Raw genomic sequence first — 20754 nt, 5'->3', positions numbered from 1 at the left:
GACCCGGGCGGCGGGCTGTGACAGGAGGTGGGCCGTGAGCGGCGGCGGTGAGGGCCCGGCAGGCGCCGACGCGGGTGCGCGTACGGGTACGGCCGCGGGCGCGCCGGCCGGCGCCGGGGCGGACCGGGCGGCCGGCTCGTGGCTGCTGGACGAGGCGCTGACCGCGACGATCCGGCGGACCGGGGCGTCCGCCGGCGGGTTCCACCTCTGGGACGGTCCGGACCGCGGCGTCCTGGTGCTCGTCGTGCTGTGCGGCGTGCCGACCGAGGTGGCGCGGCCGTGGCACCGGATCCCGGTGACCGCCTCCACCCCGGTGAGCGACGCCGTGCGCGAGGACCGGCTGGTCTGGACCGGTTCGCAGGAGGACCTGGCCCACGACTACCCCCAGGCGGCGGTCAGCCTGCCGTACGAGTTCTGCCTGGCTGCGGCACCGCTGAAGGGCCGCCGGGGCGCCCACGGCGCCCTGTTCCTGCTGTGGCCCGCCGGCCACGCCCGCACCGCGAGCCTGCGCGAACAGCACCACGTCACCTCCGCCGCCCGCCGTATCGCCCGGATGCTGGACGCGGCCGACGGCACGCCCGAGGTGCCCGCACGGCCCCGCGTCATCCCGGCCGCACCGCCGCGCACGTACGGCGGCCGGCCGGCGCAGGCCGCCGCCGACTGGGTCGAACGCCTGCCCGACGGCGCCCTGGCCCTGGACCTGGAGGGCCGGATCACCTTCGTGGACGGCACCGCCGCGGACCTGCTCGGCCGTACGTCCGGCCAGTTGCTCGGCACCTGGCCCTGGCAGTCCCTGCCCTGGCTGGACGCCCCCCTGGTCGAGGACCGCTACCGGTCCGCCGTCCTCAGCCGCGAACCGGTCGAGTTCACGGCCCTGCGCCCGCCCGGCATCCCGCTGCGCTTCCAGCTCTATCCGGACTCCAGCGGCATCAGCGTCCGCGTCACCCGCCCCGCCCGTCACCTGGAGGCGGTCCGGTCGGGCCCGCCCGCGGGCGGTTCGGTCGCGTACACGGGCCGGGTCCACCAGCTCCTGCACCTCGCGGCCGCCATGACCGAGACCGTCACCGTCCGCGACGTCGTCGAACTGGTCGCCCACCAGGTCCTGCCCGCCTTCGGAGCCGACGCGCTCGTCCTGTCCGCCGCCGACGCGGGGCGCCTCAAGATCACCGGGTACCACGGGTACGACCCGGAGACCATCGAGCGGCTCGACGGCCTGCCCCTGGGCACCGGGCTGACCCCGGCGGGGCAGGTACTGGCCGACGGCGTCCCCGCCTTCTTCGGCGACCCCGCAGCAATGGCCCGCGCACACCCCGAGGCGCCACAGATCAGCGGCAAACAGGCCTGGGCGTTCCTGCCGTTGACCATCTCCGGCCGCCCGGTGGGCTGCTGCATCCTCTCCTACGAGCGGCCGCACGACTTCACGGCGGACGAGCGCGCCGTCCTCACCTCCCTGGCCGGGCTGATCGCCCAGGCCCTGGACCGGGCCCGCCTGCACGACGCGGCGCACGACCTCGCCCACGGCCTCCAGCAGGCGCTCCTCCCGCACACCCTGCCCACGGTGCCGGGCCTGCGGGCCGCAGCCCGCTACCTGCCCGCAGGCCACGGCATGGACATCGGAGGCGACTTCTACGACGTCATCCCGCTGGACTCCACCACCGTGGCGGCCGTCATCGGCGACGTGCAGGGGCACAACGTCGCCGCCGCCGCCCTCATGGGCCAGGTCCGCACCGCCATCCGGGCCGCCGCGGGCGCACCGCCCGGCGCGGTCCTGGCCCGCACCGGCCGCCTCCTGGCGGGCCTGGACACCGAACTGCTCGTGTCCTGCCTCTACCTCCACATCGACCTCGCGAGCCGGTGCGCGACCCTGGCGAGCGCCGGGCATCCGCCGCCGCTGGTACACGCCCCGGGAACCAGGCCGCGCCGCGTGGACCTCGACCCCTGCCCGCTCCTCGGCATCGGTGGCGACAGCCCGTGCCCGGTCACCCGCCTGGAACTGGCGCCCGGGACGCTCCTGACCCTCTACACCGACGGGCTGGTTGAGAAGCCCACCGCGTCCGGCATCGACGCCGAGCGCGGCACCGACGACCTCGCCGCGGTCCTCGCCGAGAACGACGGGGCGGATCTGGACGACCTCATCGAGGCCCTCCTGCACGGTACCGGCGCGGCGTCCGTGCACACGGACGACATCGCGCTGCTCCTCCTGCGACTGTGACCGCGGGAGGAGCGGCGACGGGGACCGGGCCGTGCGCCGGCTACAGGTACGGGTCGAAGGGGATGCCCGCCGGCTTGGCCTCCGCCAGGTGGGAGGCGAAGGAGCCGTCCTTCAGACCGAAGTGCGCGCTGCCGAAGTCGGCCTGGCTGAGCTTGTCCCGGAGCGTCGCCGGGTACCCCGACCAGCCGACGAGCGTGGGGTACTGCCAGGTGCCGCGGTGGTTCTCCGGGGGCTCGTCGTTGGTGTTCGCCGCGCGGAAGCAGTGCGTGCCGACGCCGTCCTTGTGGTAGACGATCTTGGGATGGGTGCCGTCCCAGCGGATCCGGTCGTGCGCGTGGATCTCGAAGTCGCCGTGCGCGGAAGTGGCGACGTACTTCGCCTCGTTGCCCTGGATCCAGACCACGACGTGCTCCCAGTCGTGGCGGTGGCCGCCGAGGCTGATGCCGGGGATCGCCTGGTCCTTCTCGAAGTAGAGCGCGTAGACCACGGCGCACCAGCCGTTGTTGCAGGTCCAGCGCGAGTACCCGTTGGTGTTGGCGAGGTCCGAGGCGTCCCGGCAGTTGCCGTCGAGGGCTCCGGTGGGCTTGAGCCCGCCGTTCAGCACCCCGCTCGGACCGATGGCGGGTGTCGGATAGCAGCCGTCGGTGTCGTAGTCGTAGGCGGGCTGGAAGGTCCGCTCGATCGCCTCGGCCTGGCCGGGCAGCGCCGGGGGCGGCGCCGCGAAGGCCACCTGCGGGACGCCGACGACGAGCGCGAGGGCGGCGCCGACGACGACGAGGGATCTCCGGATGCGACGGTGGGTCCGCACAACAGGCCTCCTGGCCGGTCGGGTTCGGGGGTGGCGGGCCGGAGACGGCCACCGCCGACCGACACGCCCGGAGCATCATTCGCGAACCGGGTCGCCGCGGCAAGGGTCCGCGCAGCGTCTGCTTCATGCGCGGAGGAGTCGAACTCGCCTTAACAGGCGGAGAGTTGAGGAAATGTCAGAAATGACGGCGCGGGCGCCCGGCCGCCGGGGCGGGGGAGGCGGGCCCCGTACGCGCGAGAGGTCCGCCCCCGGGAGCCGGGGGCGGACCGGAACCGCGGCCGGGCGCCGTCACAGGGTCACAGGCCGACCGTGTTCATGAGGATGATGGCCGCGAGGTTCAGCAGGATGACGGCGATGACGACGCCGATCGAGATCCAGGCCCTGCGTGATTCGTCCATGGACGCGGGTCACCTCCCGACGGGGGACGCGCCGCCGCGCGGCGGTCCGGAGGCCGGACGGCGGCCCGGCCGGCCTCCTCCCATGATGACCCCGCCCGGCGAGTGCCCGCAAAGGAGCGCCGGCCGCCCGCCGGACAGGCGGGGCTGCGCGGCGGGGTCCGGACACGTCCCAGGGCGCGGCACATGCCCTGCGCCCCGTGCGTCAGGCTGCGACCCAGGTCCCCGTCATGCCGAGGACGGCCGCGCCGTCCAGGTCGGTCAGCTTGGTCCCGGTGAAGTCGCGGGCCCACTGCGAGGTCTGGATGCGGAAGGCCGGACGGTCGGCGGTCAGCGCCTCCATGACGGCCTCGGCCGCGCCGGCCGGGGTCTGGGCCGAGCCCTCCGTGAACTGGCTGACCGTGCGGTCGATGTAGGTGCGCAGCGCGTCGGCGTACGGTCCGGCCGCGGCGATGCGGGCGTCGAGGTCGAGCCCGATGTTGTTGACGAACTCGGTCGCCACCGCGCCCGGCTCGACGACGGACACGCTCACGCCGAGCGTGCTCGCCACCGGCGCCAGGCTCTCCATGTAGCCCTCCACCGCGAACTTCGCCGCGCAGTAGGCCTCGTTGAACGGCTGGCCGATGACCCCGCCGACGCTCGTGACGGTGATCAGGCGGCCTCCGGTGGCCCGGAGGTGGGGGAGCGCGGCCTTGGAGACGTTGAGCACGCCGAAGAAGTTGACCTCCATGACCTCGCGGACATCGGCCACGCTCTCCAGCTCGAGGGTGCCGAGGTGTCCGGCGCCGGCGTTGTTCACGACGGCGTCCAGGCGGCCGTAGTCGGCGATCACGCCCTCCACGGCGGCGGTGACGGACGCCTCGTCGACGACGTCGAGGCGGCGGATGTCGATCTCGACGCCCGCCTCGGCGGCGGCCTCGCGCAGGGCGTCGGCCCGGCCGGTGTCGCGCAGGGTGGCCACCGTGCGCCATCCGGCGCGGGCCGCGGCGACTGCGGCGGCCAGGCCGATCCCGGAGGACGTTCCGGTGATCAGGACGGTACGGACGGGGGCGTCGGCGGTGGTCGCGGCGGGGGCGGTGGGGGGCGTGGACATGGGGGACCTCGGGAAGCTCGGGTTTATGTGCGTGCACACACACTTTAAGGTTATGTGCGTGTGCACGCAACCTCTAGACTGTGCGACATGCCGAAGAAGCTCACAGAAGCCGAGATGCCGGCGGCCGACTACGCCTTCTACGGGCTGGTCTGGGCCGGCACGACGATGACGGACCGCGTGGACAAGGTCCTCGTCAAGGCACACGACCTGCCCGTGTCCTGGTTCGAGGTCATGCTGTGGCTGGCCTCCAGCCCCGAGCCGGTGCCCGCCTCCGTCCTCGGGAACAGCACCCTGCTCAGCCGCAGCCAGGTCTCCCGGGTCGTCGACGCCCTGCAGAGCCGGGGCCTGGTGACCCGTACCCCGTCGGCGCGCGACGCCCGCTCGGTGGAGGTCTCGCTCACCCCGGCCGGTCGCACCCTCTTCGCCGAGGCCGACGCCACCCGTCGCGAGGCCCTGGCCCCGGTCTTCACCGACCTCCTCGACGCGGACGACCTGGAGGCCCTCGGCAGGGTCTGGCGCAAACTCAAGGCCGCCAAGAACGCTGGCTAGCGGCCGCGGGCCCAGGCCGGGCGGCGGCGGGACGACGTGCGAGGTCTGCGGAGCCTGCGGCCGGACGGGGCCGACGCCGCCAGTGAAAACGTCACCGTGATGTGCGCGCCCCCCAGCGGGCCGCGGGTGATGCGCATGGAGCCGCCCGTGGCCGTCGCCGCCCGCTGCGCGATGTCGAGGCCCAGTCCGGTGGACCCGGTGCTGCTCCCGCGGGACAGGGCCCGGTCCGGTTCGGGGATGCCGGGGCCGCCGTCCTCCACGACCAGTTCCACTGCCTGCGCCGTGCGCACCACCTGGACGCCGAACGGGGTCCCCGGCGCGGTGTGCCGGAAGATGTTGCCGATCAGCGCGTCCACGACGGCGGCGATGTCGTCGTCGGAGAGGCTGACGGCCGTCGGTTCCTGGGTCAGGTCGAGGGTGCAGCACCGGTTCTGCTGTTCCGCCAGCACCGACCAGAAGGCCGTGCGGCGGCGCACCACGTCGGCCGCCTCGCAGCGCGGGCCGGAGGCCCCCGTACCGGCCGACGCCCGGCCCGCGGCCGGTTCCGTACCGAGCAGGCCCTGTCCCATGGGGCCCACGGCCAGCGGGGTGCGCGCCGCGGCGATGATCGCCTGGAGCTCCGTCTCCAGCTCGCCGACCGCGGCCTCCACCCTGGCCGACTCCGGCGTGCCGGCCATCCGCTCCGACGCCAGGTGCAGGGCGGTCAGCGGGGTCCGCAGCCGGTGGGACAGATCGGCGACGAGTTCGCGTTCGACGGCGAGCAGCTCGGTCATCCGGTGGGCCATCGCGTTGAAGGCGATGCCCGCGTCGCGCAGCTCCCGGGGGCCCATGGGGTCCACCCGCGTGTCCAGATCGCCCTGGCCCAGCGCCTGCGACGCCTGGGCCAGCCGCTTCGAGGACCGGACGACCTTCGCGCCGAGGCGGTCGGCGACCAGGACGGAACCGCCGACCAGCCCCACGGCGAGGAAGAGCATCACCGCCCACGATTCCTTCACGCCGCGGGTGAGTTCCGCCTCGGGGACGAAGTTCTCGATGACGGCGACCTGGTCACCGGGGAGCACCACCGGCTGCAGGCAGATCCAGCCGTTCGGGATCTCCTGGGAGATGGACTCGCGACCCTGCTGGGCCCGTTCGAGCAGCGCCGCCGGGGCCTTGGACGTGCCGAGTGCCCCCGAGCCGGGCAGGTGGACGACCAGGTGCTCGGCCGCGTCCAGGCTCGCGGCCGACTCCCGCAGCGCGTACGGGTCCGTGGTCAGGGTGAGGACGGGGGCCAGGGCGGCGGCCCGCTGCTCGGCCGCGTTGACGCCCTGCTCCTTGACCAAAGACATCACCAGCAGGGCCAGCGGTATCAGGAAGGAGAGGGCGACCATGGAGGTCACCGCGAGGGCCACTCCGGCCAGGGAGCGCCTCAACGCGGAGCCACCAGTTTGATGCCGACGCCCCGCACGGTCAGCAGATAGCGCGGGGCCGCCGCGCGTTCACCGAGCTTGCGCCGCAGCGACGACAGGTGCACGTCGACGGTCTGGTCGTCCACGTACGGCTCCCGCCAGACCTCGGTCAGCAGCCGGCGTTTGGAGACGACCTGCCCCGAATGGTGGGCGAGGAACGCCAGGAGGTCGAACTCCCGGCGGGTCAGGCGCAGCTCCCGCCCGGCCAGGTACGCGGTGCGCGCACCGGGGTCCACCGCCAGCTCGCCCACGACGGTGGCCCGCAGCGGTTCGGCCGCCGCGGCGACCGGTGCGCCCGCGGCGGCGGCTCCGGCGGGCGGGACGTGGCTGGTGCGCCGCAGGACCGCGGAGAGGCGTGCGACGAGCTGCCCGCCGGAGAAGGGCTTGACCAGGTAGTCGTCCGCGCCCGCGTTCAGGATCTTGATGATCTCGGACTCGTCGTCGCGGGCGGTGGCCACCAGGACGGGCACGGAGGATATGCCCCGGATCATGCGCAGCGCGTCCCCTCCGTCCAGATCGGGCAGCCCCAGGTCGAGGACCACGGCGTCGACCGGCGTCTGGGTGACCTCGCGCAGGGCGCCGAACCCGTCGGCGGCGCTGCGCACGGCATACCCGTGTTCCGTCAGGACCTCGATCAGGGACTGGCGGATGCTGGGGTCGTCTTCCACGACCAGGACGCTCGGCATGCGGACACCTTAGGGGTCGGCGCGCCGGGGCTCACCACCAGTACTGCGGATAGCGGGTTCCGGTGCGGCGGGCGCGCGAGAGGGCGCAGCCCGCGAGGACGATCAGCAGGGCCGCTCCCGCCAGGAGCGGTACGAAGGTACGCGGATCCGGCGTCCGCAGGACGATGACCACGGCGGTGGCGCAGGCGGGGGAGTGCGGGGTCCTGGCCAGGGTCATCACCGCGAGCGCCAGCCCGGCCGCGACGGCCGCCACCCAGGGCGAGCTGCCGAAGGCGGCGAGCCCCGCGTAACCGACGGCGGCGCACAGCAGGTGGCCGGCGATCACGCTGCGGGGCTGGGCCAGCGGCAGACCGGGCACGCTGTGCACGATCGCCGCGGACGCGGCCAGCGGGGGTATCAGGACGGGTTCGTGGAGAACGGCCCCGATGGCCACCAGGCCCAGCATGACGGCGGTGGCACCGCTGACGCTGTGCAGGACGGTACCCGGCGCCGGAGCGGGGGCGCGTCCCACGAGGCGCGACGGGATCCTGGTGCGCGCGGCCGTGCGCGTGCGGGGCCGCGCCGGCTGCGCCTGCTCGCGCTCGGGGGCGATCTGGTCGGTGCTCAAGGGGGATGGCGTCTTCGGGGCAGGGCCGGCGGGCATGCGTCCGTCCGGCGGTGAACGGCGGGGAGGGCGGGATCGCCCGGCAGGCCCGCGCGATCGGCGGGTGGGCGGCCGGCGGGTCCGGTGCGCGGCGGCCCGGAGTGGGGGCGGCCGTGAACCCCCTGGATCATACGAAGCCGCCCGAACCGGGCAGCCGCCGGGTCCGCTCCACGCCGCACCGTGCCGGTCCGGACGCCCGTCACGGAGCCTCGAACGCCGGGCCGTCACCGGTGACGCGCAGCCGCACGGGGTGGTCGGACACCGGAATGGTGCAGCCGTCCCGCGTGCTGCAGCTCGCATAGCCGACCAGTACCGTCGCCTCCCCGTTCCCGTCGGCGCGGACGGGCAGCGTCGTGGTGACCGGGCCGTCCGGGTAGACGGGGACCGGCGCGTCGACACCGGGCACGCTGATCGACCGCACCTCCGCGGCCGCCTTCAGCCTGCCCTCCGCCTTGAGGGCACCGGTGACCCCCACCGCGGTCGGCCGGCCGACCCCCTCGATGCCGGTGGCCGGCAGGTCGGTGCTGTAGAGGTGGAAGCCCTTGGCCTCGGGCGTGAAGACCGCAGTGAGGGTGCCCTCAGAGGCCTTCCAGTCGGACACCGACAGCGTGACGGTGACCCCGTTCTCGGAGAAGCGCGTCGTGGGTGCGGGGCTCGGGCCGGAGCCGGCGGCGTCCGCGGCGGGCTGCCCGCCGCATGCCGAGAGCGCGGCCAGGGAGAGGAGGGCCGCCGCGACGCGTGCCTTCCGGGAATGCCGTACATACAAGGAAATCGTCATCTGTGCCTCTGTGCCTCTGCGTTGCGGGATCGGTTCGAAGCGGGTCGACGGGACCCGGAGGGCGGTCTGGAGGGCCGTCTACAGGGCCGTGCTGAAGCTCGCGCTCCACAGCTGCAGCGTGTAGACCATGTCGTTCCACACCCCGGTGGCGAGCAGGACGCCGACCAGGACGAGCATGCCGCCCCCGGTCCGCAGCACCCACGGGTAGTGGCGCTTGACCAGGCCGAAGGCGCCCAGCGCCCGGCGGAAGGCCAGCGCGGCCAGGACGAACGGCAGCCCCAGTCCCAGGCAGTACGCGGCCATCAGCAGCGCCCCGCGGACCGCGCTCGCCTCGGTCCAGGCGAGGGCCTGCACGGCGGCCAGCGTCGGCCCGATGCACGGGGTCCAGCCGACCGCGAACACCGCGCCGAGGGCCGGGGCCCCCGCGAGCCCCAGCGCGGGACGCCGGTGGCTGCGGAACTCCCGCTGCGTGAAGCCCGGCAGGAAGCCCATGAAGGACAGCCCCATGAGCACCGTGAGGACACCGAGCACCGTGGTGACCGTCTCCTGGTGCGCCAGCAGGCTCCTGCCGAAGTACCCGAACAGGGCGCCGCCGGAGACGAGGACCGCGGTGAAGCCCAGCACGAACAGCAGCGCGCCGGTCGCCATCCGGCTGCGTCGCCCGCCGCGCGCGTCCGCCAGGTCGGCGACCGACAGGCTGGTCACGTAGCTGAGGTAGCCCGGTACGAGCGGCAGCACGCACGGCGAGAGGAAGGAGACGAGTCCGGCGACGAACGCCACGGGAGCCGCGATCGCGAGCGTTCTGTTGATGAGGGAGGACGCGTCCGCGACGGCGAGCGTCCATTGCGCGGCGGCCGCCGTCACGACTCCTCCTGCAGGACGCGTGCGAGCAGGGGCCGCAGCTGTTCGTCGGTGACGGCGCCCCCGATGGCGGCCGCGACGCGCCCGCGACGGTCGATCACGAGCGTGGAGGGGATCGCCTGCGGGTTGACCAGGGAGGGCGGGAACCGGAGCAGGAGTTCGCCGTCGGGGTCGTGAAGGCTCGGGAACGTCATGTCGTGGGCGCGCACGAAGGACCGGGCGGCCGCCCGGTCCCGGTCCCGGGTGTTGATCCCGAGGAACCGGACCCCGTCGGCCCGCGTCTGCCGGCTGAGCCGCTCCAGGTCGTCCGCCTCCGTACGGCACGGACCGCACCAGGAGCCCCAGGCGTTCAGTACGACGACCTGGCCGCGGAAGTCGCCGAGCGCGACCCGCTCCCCCTCCAGGTCGGCTCCGGCCAGGGCGGGTGCGTCCTGCCGGGAGCCGGGGTCCATCACCGTCGCCCCGGCCGCGGCGCGGACCGCACCGGGCCCTCCGGCCGCGGACCCGGCGGCGGAGCCGTCGTCCGTGCAGATCCCGGCGACGGCCAGCACGGCCGCCACCGCGAGGCCGGTACCGGCCGGGACGACGACGGACGCCCGTACCGGTCGTCTCACGACGCCCACTTGCGCAGGAAGGAGTTGATGCCCTCCGAGGTCAGCGACGGGTTGCCCGTGACGTGGGTGTCGGTGCGCACCGTGCCGGACGGCGAGACGACGACCAGGACGGGCATCGTGTAGGTGCCGCCCGAGGGGCTGTACTTGCGCAGGAGCGCGGAGTTGGCGGAACTGTTGCCGCCGATGTCCACCTTGACCAGGTGGTACGAGGCCCCGAGGATCCCGGCGGTCTGCGACTGGGCGAACACCTTGTCGGCGGCCTTGCAGTTGCCGCACCAGTTCGCGCCGAAGTCGAGCAGCACCATCCGCCCGTCGGCCTTGGCCGAGCGCAGCGCCGCGTCGATCAGCTTCTGCGCGTCGGCCGAGCTGTCGTAGCCGGGGCCGGGGACCTTGGCCGGCGCGGGCGCGGCGGACGTACGGGCCGGCTTGGCGGAGCCCCCGGCGGACGAGGTGGAGCCGGACGGTGCCCGCGAGGGGGTCGGCGAGTAGGAGGCCGAGGAGGAGGCCGACGCGGACGGCGAGGCCGACGCGGTCGGGGACGCCTCGGCGGAGGCCGTTGCCGACTCCGAGGGGAAGGCCTGCGAGGACTGGCCGGCCGTGGCCGCGGCGGCGGAGCCGGCGGGCTCGGAGGACGGTCCGCAGGCTGCGGTCAGGCCCGCCGCGACGACGGCCGCGGCGACCAGCGGCAGCCGGCGTCCCAGGAGCGCTGCCGAGCGGGGCGACGCGGTACGGCGGTCGGCGCTGTCGGCGCGGTCGGCGCGGACGGGTCGGAGCATGCGAGAACTCATGGCGAAGACACCCCAGGGCACGGTTCGGACTGCGGGAGGGGCGAAGCGCCCTCCGGCTCGGTGAAACGGCGGCCCGTCGATGCGCGGGGGCGTCGTGCCCCGGAGCCGAAGGCCGCTCGGCTGAGGCGAGCATAGGACCGCTCGGGGCCTGCGGAAGCCTGTCGGCGTGATCTTGAGCTTGCCCTAAGGAAGAGCTCACCTTCCGCTTCGCCGGAGCTGTGCCGGAACGCGACAGATCGCTCGTACCGGTCGTAACGGCAGGGTCGGCGGGAGGGGTTGGCGCGCGAAGACCTCAGAAGGACGATTCGCGGACGCTGGCCTTCGCTCCCGGATCGATCGTCGCCGTGATGACCGACCGGTGATCGGCGCTCGAGAACGTGACCGTGAGGGTGCTGTCCGAGGTCTGCGACGTGGAGGTCTTGAAGCCGCGGCTGGGGATCGCGGAGATCAGGCACACGCCGCGGCTCCCGTACCGCACCGTCACCTTGCCGCCCTGCGAGGGGACGGTGTACAGGCCCGCTCCGCCCTCCTCGCAGTCGACGTTGCGCGGCGCGGCGGTCCTCGGTGCGCCCGACGTGGCCTTGACGGGCGTGGGTGCCGCCGTCGTGGGGGAGGGCCGCTGCGAGGCCGTCGGAGAGGGGCTGGCGGAGACGGTCGGGGACGGCGTGTCCGCCGGCGGGCTCCCCGCCTGCCAGGCGGGAGGCGTGTCGATGACCGTCGGGGCGGACCGTGCGACCGGGGGCGTATGCCGGGTCGAGCCGACCACGAACTGGACCGTGGCGAGCACGGCGGTCACGCTGGCGGCCGTGCACGACAGCCATATGAGCAGGTAGCGCGGAGTTCGGGGCACGGCCCCATAGTGTCCGACGCTCCGGCCGGTCTGTCACCGGCTCCCCCGAAACGGCCCCGGCCCGGCGGGCGAACGCCGACGTCCTCCCACCCGCGGACGGGTGGGAGGACGTGGCTGTGGGGGGTGGTTCAGGGGGACAGGGGAGGACAGGGGGCATTCGCCCCGGATGTCCCCTGTGTGGGAGGTCGGTTACCTCGAGGCGCCGAAGTTCTGGGTCCACCACGGGCCGCCGTCGCCCTTGTGGACACCTATGCCGATCTCCTTGAAGGCGCAGTTGAGGATGTTGGCCCGGTGGCCGGGGCTGTTCATCCACGCCTTCATGACGGCGTCCGCGTCGGCCTGCCCACGGGCTATGTTCTCGCCCAGGTTGGACCACTTGTAGCCGGCGGCCTCCACGCGGCTCGTCATGGTGGACCCGTCCGGCCCGGTGTGCGACATGACACCGGCTCGGGCCATGGTGTCGCTGTAGCCCCGCGCGGCGGCGCTCAGCTTGGCGTTGGTGGTCAGCGCGCCGCACCCGGCGGCCGCCCGCTCCTTGTTGACCAGGGCGAGCACGGCGGACTCGGCGTCGCCGTTGACGGTGCCGCCGCCCCCGCCCGTGCTGCCGCCCCCGCCCGAACCGCCCGAGCCGCCGGAACCGCCGCCGGAGGTTGTGGCGGGCTTCTTCGGGGGCTTGGCGGCGGGGGAGGAGTCCGACGTGGCCGGGCTGCTGCTCTGTTCCGTCGCGGGGTCCGTGGGCGTCGCCGACGCCGAGGCCCCGGCATCGGGCGACGCGGACGCGCTGGCGTTGGTCGAGACCGTGGCGTCGGTGGTGGGCGTGGCGGCGTCGGGGGTCGGGGTCGCCGTCCCCGCGCCCGTCCCGGAGGACGCGCCGGCGGCGCCGTCGGCCCGCCGGTCGGTCCGCGCGTCATCGCCGGAGTCGGCCACCGCGACCCCCACCGCCACCACCGCGGCGGCCGCGGTGACGGACAGCACGATGCGCGTGCGCACCGTCTTCTTCCGCCGGGCCTCGACGCGGGTCTGCGTTTCGGGAGTTCGGCTGCGGCTCATGCCGGTAACACCTCGCAAGAGAAGGGGAGGAGGGGACTCCGGCCGAGCCTAGGCCCGTGACCAGCCCGAATCGCCTCCTGGAGGTCTTCTTCAAGTTCCCTTAAGGAAACCCGCAGGGTCAACACAGGGATGAGTCGGGCAATCGCCCCAACTCCCCCCTGGCGCAAGCCCGGAGGAACACGACCGGCTTCCCCGAGCAGCACGAGCAGGCCCATCTCCGCGTTCTGTGCGGCAACTGGCGGGGCGTCTGCAAGCGGCCGCGCAGGTCAGGGCGGCCGGCGGGCCACACGGCGCGATCATCGGCCATGCTCTGCGTACCCACGGGCGGTTCGGCTTCCGCCCGAGCACCGACTTCGGCATCGTGGGTGGAGAACCGGCCCGGGGGCACCTGTTCCAGATCCGCACCCTGGCCTCCTGCGATCCGTCCGTACAAGGCGAATTCATCTACCGCGCACCCTTCGGGGCCGGCGAAGGCGGTGCCGGTCGCCCCAGCCGCGTTGAACCGGTCCTCGTTCAGGCACCACGGCTCCGACCGGCCCGCGGCACGACGACGGTGCAGAGCGGCGTCCAGGTCTCGTCACGGCGCGCCGAAGTCGGGCAGGACCAGGGAGCCGTCCTCGGTCAGGGTGAAGCCGGGGTTGTTGGCGATCTCCCAGGCGTGGCCGTCGGGGTCGGTGAAGACGCCCGAGTAGAAGCCGATCGCATTGACGGCGGCCGGGCGGGTGACGGTGCCGCCCGCCGCGGCGGCCGCGGCGAGCACGGCGTCCACCTCGGCGTCGGCGCGCACGTTGTGGGCCAGGGCGATCCCGCCGAAGCCGGCCGGCGGGGCGTCCGGTAGGCCGCAGTCGGCGGCCAGCTTCCCGCGGTCCCAGAGGACCAGGGCCAGACCGCCCGCCTGGTGGAACACCGTCTCCTCGACCTCGGTGCCGCGCCAGCCGAGCGCCGCGTAGAAGCGCTTCGCGCGGGCGAGGTCCGCGACCCCCAGGGTGACCAGGCTGATCCGCTGTTCCATCCCGCCACCGTAACGCGTGACGGCCGGGCGGGCCCGCAACCGGCGGCGGGACGCGACACCTTCGGCCCGGTCAAGCCGCGGGCTTGCCCGGCTGGTCGTGCGTCGAGCAGTGGATGCCGCCGCCGCCCGAGGCGATGGTGTCGATGGCGACGGGCACGATGTCCCGCTTGGGGAAGTGCTCCTGGAGGATGCCGCGGGCCCGGTCGTCGGCCTTGCGGTCACCGAACTGGGGCATGAACACGGCGTCGTTCGCGATGTAGAAGTTGGCGTAGGTCGACACGAAGTCGTCGCCCTCGCCCGTGATCCCGTTCAGGTCGGGCTGCGGCAGGTCGATCACCTCGAAGCGCCGGCCGCGGGCGTCCGTCGCCTTCGACAGGACGGCCTTCGCCTGGTCGGCGGAGCGCGACCACGAGTCCGCCGGGGTGCTGGGGTGCGCGCGGTCGAGCAGGACGACACCGGGGGCGGCGAACCGTACGAGGCTGTCCACGTGGGCGTCGGTGATGTCCTCACCGCGGACGCCGGCCAGCCAGACGACCTTCTGGACGCCCAGGGTCTGCTTGAGCTCCGCCTCGATCACGTCCCGGGTCTTGCCCCGGTTGCGGTTGTCGTTGACGATCGAGCTCTCGGTGACCAGCAGGGTGCCCTCACCGTCCGTCTCGAAGGAACCGCCCTCGGCGACCAGCGGCGCCTGGACGCGGGGGATCCCGTACTTCTGGAGGACGGCCCGGGCGACCGCCCCGTCGTTCGCGTGCTCCTGCTTGCCGCCCCAGCCGTTGAAGTTGAAGTCGACCCCGACGACCTTGCCGCCCTCCTCGACGAAGACGGGGACGGTGTCGCGGGCCCACAGGTCGTCCACCGCGAGCGGGATGACCTCGACGTCGTTGCCGCAGGCCCGCTGGGCCGCGGCCACCTGGTCGGGGCGGGCCATCATGACGACGGCCTCGTACTTGCCGACCGCCCGCGCGATCCGCGCGATGTCCTCGCGCACGTAGCGCAGGTCCTGCTCCCACACTCCGGCGGCCAGCGCCGGCCAGGCCATGAAGGTGCGGGTGTGGCTCTCCCACTCTGCACCGAGGCGGCGCCCGTCGGCCGCGGGGGCGGATCCCTTCGTGGCCTCGGGCTGTACTCCGACTGCGGACGGGCCGCAGGCCGAGGCGCCCGCGACGACCGCGCCGATTCCGGCGATGGTGCGAAGGACGGTCCGGCGGGTGGGGGGAAGGAAGGACACGGGGAACTCCGATCGTGGGCTGGCGGAAGGGGTGCATCCGGCCAGGGCGGGCGCGAGTGTCACATAGGCCGACAAACCGGGCCCTACGGACAAGGGTGCGCGCTCCGCACCGCGAACGGCCGCTCTGCACGGAGAAGTGATGCGGCCTCGTGTCGCCACTCTGACACTGACTGGAATTTCAGTCAATTCACGTCGAGGGGAGAACCCAGTCGGCTCGCTTCCACGCCGATCGCCTCGCGCACCAGGTTGCGGGCGTGCGTGAGGGGGAGCAGGCCGCTGAGCCAGCGGACGCTGAGCCCCTCCAGGAGCGCCGTCAGCCGCTCCGCCGCGGCGGTGACGGCGCCGGGCGGTGCGGCCGGGCACAGCTCGGCGAGACGGCCCGCGACCTCGGCCGCCCAGGCCGTGCCCGCGGCGGCGAGTTCCTCCCGCAGCTCCGGGTCGAAGACGGAGTGGGCCCGCAGCTCGCCCCAGGCCGTACTGTTCTCGCGCACCTCGGGCAGGTCCTGGAACTCCAGCAGCAGGGTCCGCTCCAGCAGCTGCCGCGGGCCGGACGGACCGCCCGCCGCCTCCGCGCCCCGCTCCGCCTCCGCCTCCGCGGCGGTGTAGCGGTCCGCCCGGTCGCCGATGAACGCCAGGGCGTGCCGCAGGATGCCTGCCCGGTCCTTGAAGTGGTAGTAGATCAAGGAGGTGGACACGCCGGCCTCGGCCGCCAGGTCCGCCACCCGCAGCCCCCGGACGCCCTGACGTGCGATGACGCGCGCGGCGCCGGTGAGGATTTCTGTTCTGCGGTCGGTCACTGTGTGATCCCTCCTGGCCGAGTGCGTCTCGCATTGTCACACATTGACTGAAACTTTAGTTAGCGGCACGATGCGCGCAGGTCACTGCCGCATCGTTGAAAGAGCAACCGCATGTCCGAGCACCATCCCGGAGCCCAGCCCGCCCCCACGGCGCTGGCCGCCGACGACCCGTACGAGATCGGCGGCTACCGCCTCCACGCCCGCCTCGGAGCCGGCGGCATGGGGGTGGTCTACCTGGCGTACACGCCCGGTGGCCGTCCCATCGCGCTGAAGGCCGTCCGCAGGGAGTTCGCCGCGGATCCGGAGTTCCGCGAACGGTTCGCGCAGGAGGTGGCGAGCGCCCGCCGGATCCACGGCCTGTTCACGGCCCAGGTGGTCGACTCCGGGGTGGACGACCGCACGCCGTGGCTCGCCACCGCCTACGTGCCCGGCCCGTCGCTGCACGAGGTGGTGCGACGGCACGGGCCGCTGCCGACGCGCACGGTGCTGCTCCTCGTCGCCGGCATCGCCGAGGCGCTCCAGGCCATCCACCGGGCGGGCGTGGTCCACCGCGACCTCAAGCCCGCCAACGTGCTGGTGGCCGGGGACGGCCCGCGGGTGATCGACTTCGGCATCGCGCGCGCGGCCGACGCGGCCGCGCTCACCGGCACGGGACTGCGGATCGGCACCGCCGCGTTCATGGCCCCCGAGCAGGCGCTGGGCCTCCAGGTGACACCCGCCACCGACGTCTTCGCGCTCGGTGCGCTCGCCGCGTACGTGGCGGGCGGGGCGCCGCCCTTCGGCAACGGGCCCGAGTCCGGCGCCCTGTACCGGGTGGTCCACGAGCACCCCGATCTCACCCGCGTCCCCCCTGACCTGCACGACCTGATCTCGTGGTGCCTGGCCAAGCGCCCGGGGGACCGCCCCGCGACCGTCGAGCTGATCGCGTCCGTGCACGCGCATCCCGAAGTGGGCCCCCGGCCGGAGTTCACCGAGGGCTGGCTGCCCGGCCCGGTCCGGGAAGAGGTCGGGGGCCCGGTGTGCGCCGGGCCGTCCGCCCCGGTCCATGACCGGGCGACGGGGGCGGCCCGGCCCGCCGACGGGCTCCATGCCCCGACCGTCGCGGAGGTGGCCGCCCTCGCCAAGCCGGGCCCCGCCGCGCCGGGCCCCGCCGCGCCGGGCCCCGCCGCGCCGGGCCCCGCCGCGCCGGGCCCCGCCAAGCCGGGCCCCGCCGGGCCGGCGGTTCCGCTTGCTCCGGGCGGCGGGTCCCGGTCGGGCCGCCGGACGCGGGGGCGCGGGCGGCGGCTCCTGCCCACGACCGCCGTCGCGGTGGCCGCGACCCTGCTGGCCTGCGCGGGAGCCGTGTACTACCTGGACGGCCCCGCCGGGGACGAGGCCGGCCCCGGCGGGCGTTCCGCCACCCCGTCCGACCCGCCGGCGGCCTCCGGCTCCACCTCCGCCTCCCGTTCCCCCTCCGCCGCGGAATCCACCTCCGGCTATGTGCCCGGGTACGTCCGGGCCGAGCTCACCGCCCCCGACTCCGGCTACGAGTTCGACCTGAAGGCGGGGAAGGTGGTGGCCGCGGAGACGGCCGCCTGGTACCTGGCGCGCGACGGCCGGGCGTTCCTGCCGTCCGAGGACTCGGACGCCTTCGTGGCCGAGGCCGGGGACCTGACGGTGGCCGCGTGCGTGCGCGGCATCGAGACGCGGCCGGCCGCCGCGCTGCCGTTCGGCGCGCTCGGCAAGGAGCGGCCGTTCTGCGTGCGCAGCCCGGACCGTGGCGAGATCGCGATCGTGCGACTCGTCGAAGCAGGCGCCGACGGCTCGGTCACGATCGTCGCGGACCAGTACCGCCGGAGCTGAACCGACCCCACTTTCACTCGATCCCCGGCTTGACTGAATTTTCAGTTAACGCAAGGATGCCGAGTCATTCCGCCTCTTCCCCTCAGGAGGACCCATGGACACGTCCCGCACCACCCGCCGCCGATTGCTCCGGTGGGGCGCGGCCGCCCTGCCGCTCGCCGCCCTCGGACCGGCCCTCCCCTCCACCGCCTGCGCGGCACCCGCCCCGGGCGCCGCGACCCTGCGGATGCCGGAGGAGAGCGAGCGCCACCTCCGTACCTACATGGCCTGGCCCGCCCTCACGGCGGTGTGGGGGGACAGGCTCGACGCGGTGCGCGGCGACATCGCCGACGTCGCGTACGAGATATCGCGCTTCGAGCCGGTCGTGATGCTGGCCCGGCCCGGCCAGGCTGCCGACGCCCGGTACCGCTGCGGCCGCGGCGCCCGCCACGCCATCGACGTCATCGAGATCGCCAACGACGACCTGTGGATCCGCGACTTCGGCCCCACCTTCGTCGTCGGCCCCGGGGCCGTCGCCGGCGTGGACACCAACTTCAACGGCTGGGGCAAGACCGGTACGGCCTACGCCCAGCCCTTCGCCAATGACGCGGCGGCCGCCGGCATCCTCCTCGACGAGTACGGGGTGGGGCGGATCCGGGCCGGATTCGTCGGCGAGGGCGGCTCGCTGGAGACCGACGGTGAGGGAACCCTGCTGGCCACCGTCAGCTCGCTGGTCAACCCCAACCGCAACCCGGGCATGAGCCGGGAGCAGGTCGAGCAGGCGGTGAAGAGCGCCCTCGGCATCGACAAGGTGATCTGGGTGCCGGGCCTGGCGGGCCAGGACATCACCGACTGCCACATCGACTGCCTGGCCCGGTTCTCCTCCCCGGGGCGCGTCATCCTGGACCGGCCCGGGGCGGGCGCGGACCGCAAATGGGTCGCCGTCCACGAGGAGACCAAACGGGTCCTGGAGAGCGCCACGGACGCCCGCGGCCGCCGCCTCGCCGTCACGGAACTCCCCGGACCCGACCGGGATCGCATCCGCGGCAGGGGCGCCGACTTCCTCTCCAGCTACACGAACTACTACACCGCGAACGGTGCGGTCATCGCGCCGCAGTTCGGCGACGGCCGGGCCGACGGCCTGGCGTACGCCATCCTCCAGGCCGCCTACCCCGACCGGCAGGTGGTCCAGCTCGCCATCGACAACATCGCGGCCGGGGGCGGCGGCATCCACTGCGCCACCCAGTCCCACCCGGCCGTCCCGCCCGCGGCCTGATGGCCGCCGCGCCCGGCCCGCTCGCCGCGCCCACCCCGCCCGCGCGGCCCGCCCCGGCCCGTGGGCCCGACGACGGGCCGCGTACGCCGGCGCCGGAACGCCCCGGTAAGGTGCGGTCCATGGCGTCTCGCAGCACTCAGATCCTGGAAGCGGCCGCCCGGGTGATCGCCCGGCGCGGGGTCCGCGGGCTGCGCGTGGAGGAACTCGCGGCCGAGGCGGGCGTGTCCACCGCCCTGATCTACTACCACTTCAAGGACCGCACCGGGGTCCTGCGCCAGACCCTCGAGTTCATCAACGACCGCGCCGAGCGCTACACCACGGACCGCGACCCGGACGGCCCGCCGCTCACCCCCCGGGAGGAGCTGGAGGAGACGCTGCTGCTGGAGCTCCAGGACACCGTGGAGGTACGGGAGAACAGCTCGGCCTGGGGCGAACTTCGGGCGAGCGCCGTCTTCGACGAGGTCCTGCGCGAGGACCTGGCCCGGGCCACCCTGGTGTGGGTCCAGGAGGTCGCCGCGCTGTTGGGCCAGGTCCAGCCGATGGCGCCGGCGTCGTCGCTCGCCGCCGCCGCGGAGCGGCTCACCGCCCTGCTGGAGGGGCTCAGCATGCGGTGGCTCAGTGGCGGCATCAAGATCGGTCATGCGCGGGAACTCATGAGCGGCGCCATCGACGCCGAACTGGCCGGGCTCCGCCAGGGCTGATTCCTGCCCTGCCCCCCGTTCCGGCGTCCCGCACCCGCTTTCTCGGGCGACTGAATCCCATCCCTCGGTGGCCGGGACTTTTCGCTGCCCCCTCTATTGACTGAATTTTCAGTCAATGCCACAGTGAGTCGCAGGTCGAGCCGCCGGCAGTTCCGCAGGGTCCCGTTCCGGCCCCGCTCCCGGTCCTCATCTGCTCGCCAGGATTCCCGGTGCCTCCCGCACCCGCACCCGCACGCCCGGACGGCGGACTCGTGGCCCCATCGGCCGCCCACCGCCCTCCGGGGGAAGGAATGATCATGAAGGGTTCGACAGGCCGGAGCCCTCGGGCGGAAGCCCGGTGGCCGTCATGCCGCTGACGCCCACCGAACGTGACCGGCTCCTCCTGTTCACCGCGGCGGAACTGGCGCGGGCCCGCCGGGCACGAGGACTGAAGCTGAACGTCCCGGAGGCCACCGCGCTGATCGCGGACACGGTCTGCGAGGCCGCGCGCGACGGTCTCCGCCTCGCCGACGCCCTCGACCGGGGCCGCGGCGTACTGGGCCCGGACGACGTCCTGCCGGGCGTCGCCGACATCGTCACCGAGGTGATGGTCGAGGCGGTCTTCGAGGACGGATCCCGCCTCGCGGCGGTCGGCGACCCCTTCGGGGCGCACGCCCGCGACGACGGGGCGCCGGGCGCCGTACTCCCCGGAGCGGACACCGTGGAGGCCCTCGCGCCGGTGTCGGTCCTCTCCGTGCGCAACACCGCGGACGTGCCGGTGAGCGTGACCTCGCACTTCCACTTCTTCGAGGCGAACCCGCGCCTGGACTTCGACCGCAGCGCGGCCTACGGCATGCGCCTGGCCGTCGCCGCCGGATCGTCCACCCGCTTCGACCCCGGCTCCACCGCCCAAGTGGGCCTCGTCCCCATCGGGGGCGACCGGATCGCGATCGGTTTCGCGGGTCTGGTCGACGGTCCGCTCGACGCCCCCGGCGCGAAGGAGGAGGCCCTGCGTCGTGCGGTGGCCTGTGGCTACCTGGGTGTCCGCACGGACGGCCGCCCGGAGGGGAGGACGGTATGAGCAGGCAGACTCCGCACACCGATCACAGTGCGCACTGTGCGCCGGGCAGCCGGCACATCGATCCGCACGAGTACGCGGCGGTGT

At 74.1% G+C, this 20754-nt stretch carries 20 protein-coding genes; 6 read left to right on the top strand and 14 right to left on the bottom strand.

Going from position 1 to position 20754, the window contains the following annotated elements:
- Positions 1–145 precede the first annotated feature (145 nt).
- Positions 146–2212, top strand: a complete 2067-nt coding sequence (locus IG86_RS0134670) for a SpoIIE family protein phosphatase (RefSeq protein ID WP_051785576.1) — start codon at positions 146–148, stop codon at positions 2210–2212.
- Positions 2213–2252: 40 nt separating this feature from the next.
- Here the strand turns inward: IG86_RS0134670 and IG86_RS0134665 are convergent, their stop codons facing one another.
- Both IG86_RS0134665 and IG86_RS0134655 read right to left on the bottom strand, forming a co-directional pair.
- Positions 2253–3020 (bottom strand): NPP1 family protein, encoded by a 768-nt coding sequence (locus IG86_RS0134665; protein ID WP_030902224.1) that lies wholly within the window; start codon positions 3018–3020, stop codon positions 2253–2255.
- 600 nt (positions 3021–3620) lie between these two features.
- Positions 3621–4508, bottom strand: a complete 888-nt coding sequence (locus tag IG86_RS0134655) for an SDR family oxidoreductase (protein ID WP_051785568.1) — start codon at positions 4506–4508, stop codon at positions 3621–3623.
- Between the two features lie 87 nt (positions 4509–4595).
- On the opposite strand from IG86_RS0134655, the gene IG86_RS0134650 reads away from it, so the two are divergent.
- Entirely contained in the window at positions 4596–5057 is a 462-nt protein-coding gene (locus IG86_RS0134650; protein ID WP_030832177.1) for a MarR family winged helix-turn-helix transcriptional regulator, read from the top strand.
- Here IG86_RS0134650 and IG86_RS0134645 read toward each other — a convergent pair.
- The 12 genes from IG86_RS0134645 to IG86_RS0134590 form a co-directional block, all read right to left on the bottom strand.
- Positions 5054–6469 (bottom strand): HAMP domain-containing sensor histidine kinase, encoded by a 1416-nt coding sequence (locus IG86_RS0134645; protein ID WP_030832174.1) that lies wholly within the window; start codon positions 6467–6469, stop codon positions 5054–5056. The two genes, IG86_RS0134650 and IG86_RS0134645, sit on opposite strands and share 4 nt — an antisense overlap.
- Positions 6466–7191, bottom strand: a complete 726-nt coding sequence (locus tag IG86_RS0134640; RefSeq protein ID WP_030832172.1) for a response regulator transcription factor — start codon at positions 7189–7191, stop codon at positions 6466–6468. Before IG86_RS0134640 ends, IG86_RS0134645 begins: the two co-directional genes overlap by 4 nt.
- 31 nt (positions 7192–7222) lie before the next feature.
- On the bottom strand, positions 7223–7798 hold the full coding sequence (locus tag IG86_RS0134635) for an HPP family protein (RefSeq protein ID WP_030832170.1): 576 nt from the start codon (positions 7796–7798) through the stop codon (positions 7223–7225).
- A gap of 235 nt (positions 7799–8033) precedes the next feature.
- Complete coding sequence (locus IG86_RS0134630; RefSeq protein ID WP_030832169.1) at positions 8034–8612, bottom strand: hypothetical protein; 579 nt, start codon at positions 8610–8612, stop codon at positions 8034–8036.
- 78 nt (positions 8613–8690) lie between these two features.
- Positions 8691–9476: a cytochrome c biogenesis CcdA family protein gene (locus IG86_RS0134625; RefSeq protein ID WP_030902218.1), complete on the bottom strand. Its 786-nt coding sequence runs from the start codon at positions 9474–9476 to the stop codon at positions 8691–8693.
- Positions 9473–10087, bottom strand: a complete 615-nt coding sequence (locus tag IG86_RS0134620; RefSeq protein ID WP_037943536.1) for a TlpA family protein disulfide reductase — start codon at positions 10085–10087, stop codon at positions 9473–9475. Before IG86_RS0134620 ends, IG86_RS0134625 begins: the two co-directional genes overlap by 4 nt.
- The gene (locus IG86_RS40345) at positions 10084–10863 is read right to left on the bottom strand and encodes a thioredoxin family protein (RefSeq protein ID WP_051785567.1); all 780 of its coding nucleotides are present in this window, start codon (positions 10861–10863) and stop codon (positions 10084–10086) included. The genes IG86_RS0134620 and IG86_RS40345 overlap by 4 nt, the downstream gene beginning before the upstream one ends.
- Before the next feature lie 304 nt (positions 10864–11167).
- Positions 11168–11725, bottom strand: coding sequence for a hypothetical protein (locus IG86_RS44825; protein ID WP_234316351.1), 558 nt, complete (start codon positions 11723–11725; stop codon positions 11168–11170).
- 189 nt (positions 11726–11914) lie between these two features.
- The gene (locus tag IG86_RS0134605; protein ID WP_030832163.1) at positions 11915–12775 is read right to left on the bottom strand and encodes a CAP domain-containing protein; all 861 of its coding nucleotides are present in this window, start codon (positions 12773–12775) and stop codon (positions 11915–11917) included.
- A gap of 577 nt (positions 12776–13352) precedes the next feature.
- Positions 13353–13787 carry a VOC family protein gene (locus tag IG86_RS0134600; RefSeq protein ID WP_030832160.1) on the bottom strand — a complete coding sequence of 145 codons (435 nt, stop codon included), beginning with the start codon at positions 13785–13787 and terminating at the stop codon, positions 13353–13355.
- A gap of 70 nt (positions 13788–13857) precedes the next feature.
- The gene (locus tag IG86_RS0134595; RefSeq protein ID WP_030902213.1) at positions 13858–15015 is read right to left on the bottom strand and encodes an agmatine deiminase family protein; all 1158 of its coding nucleotides are present in this window, start codon (positions 15013–15015) and stop codon (positions 13858–13860) included.
- 182 nt (positions 15016–15197) lie between these two features.
- Positions 15198–15812: a TetR/AcrR family transcriptional regulator gene (locus tag IG86_RS0134590; RefSeq protein ID WP_030832154.1), complete on the bottom strand. Its 615-nt coding sequence runs from the start codon at positions 15810–15812 to the stop codon at positions 15198–15200.
- A gap of 111 nt (positions 15813–15923) precedes the next feature.
- Between IG86_RS0134590 and IG86_RS44060 the strand changes: the two genes are divergently transcribed.
- The 4 genes from IG86_RS44060 (at position 15924) to ureA (ending at position 20670) form a co-directional block, all read left to right on the top strand.
- A complete protein-coding gene (locus IG86_RS44060) occupies positions 15924–17654 on the top strand; it encodes a serine/threonine-protein kinase (RefSeq protein WP_051785565.1) in 1731 nt (576 codons plus the stop codon).
- Between the two features lie 94 nt (positions 17655–17748).
- Positions 17749–18909 (top strand): agmatine deiminase family protein, encoded by a 1161-nt coding sequence (locus IG86_RS0134580; protein WP_030832149.1) that lies wholly within the window; start codon positions 17749–17751, stop codon positions 18907–18909.
- A 119-nt stretch (positions 18910–19028) separates the two neighbouring features.
- The gene (locus IG86_RS0134575; RefSeq protein ID WP_030832146.1) at positions 19029–19610 is read left to right on the top strand and encodes a TetR/AcrR family transcriptional regulator; all 582 of its coding nucleotides are present in this window, start codon (positions 19029–19031) and stop codon (positions 19608–19610) included.
- A gap of 346 nt (positions 19611–19956) precedes the next feature.
- Positions 19957–20670 carry an urease subunit gamma gene (gene ureA / locus IG86_RS0134570; protein WP_037943534.1) on the top strand — a complete coding sequence of 238 codons (714 nt, stop codon included), beginning with the start codon at positions 19957–19959 and terminating at the stop codon, positions 20668–20670.
- Positions 20671–20754 lie beyond the last annotated feature (84 nt).

The sequence above is a fragment of the Streptomyces virginiae genome (assembly GCF_000720455.1).
GTDB classification, from domain to species: domain Bacteria; phylum Actinomycetota; class Actinomycetes; order Streptomycetales; family Streptomycetaceae; genus Streptomyces; species Streptomyces virginiae.
The sequence above is the reverse complement of the archived record's forward strand: the minus strand, read 5'-3'. Positions and strand labels throughout refer to the sequence as shown.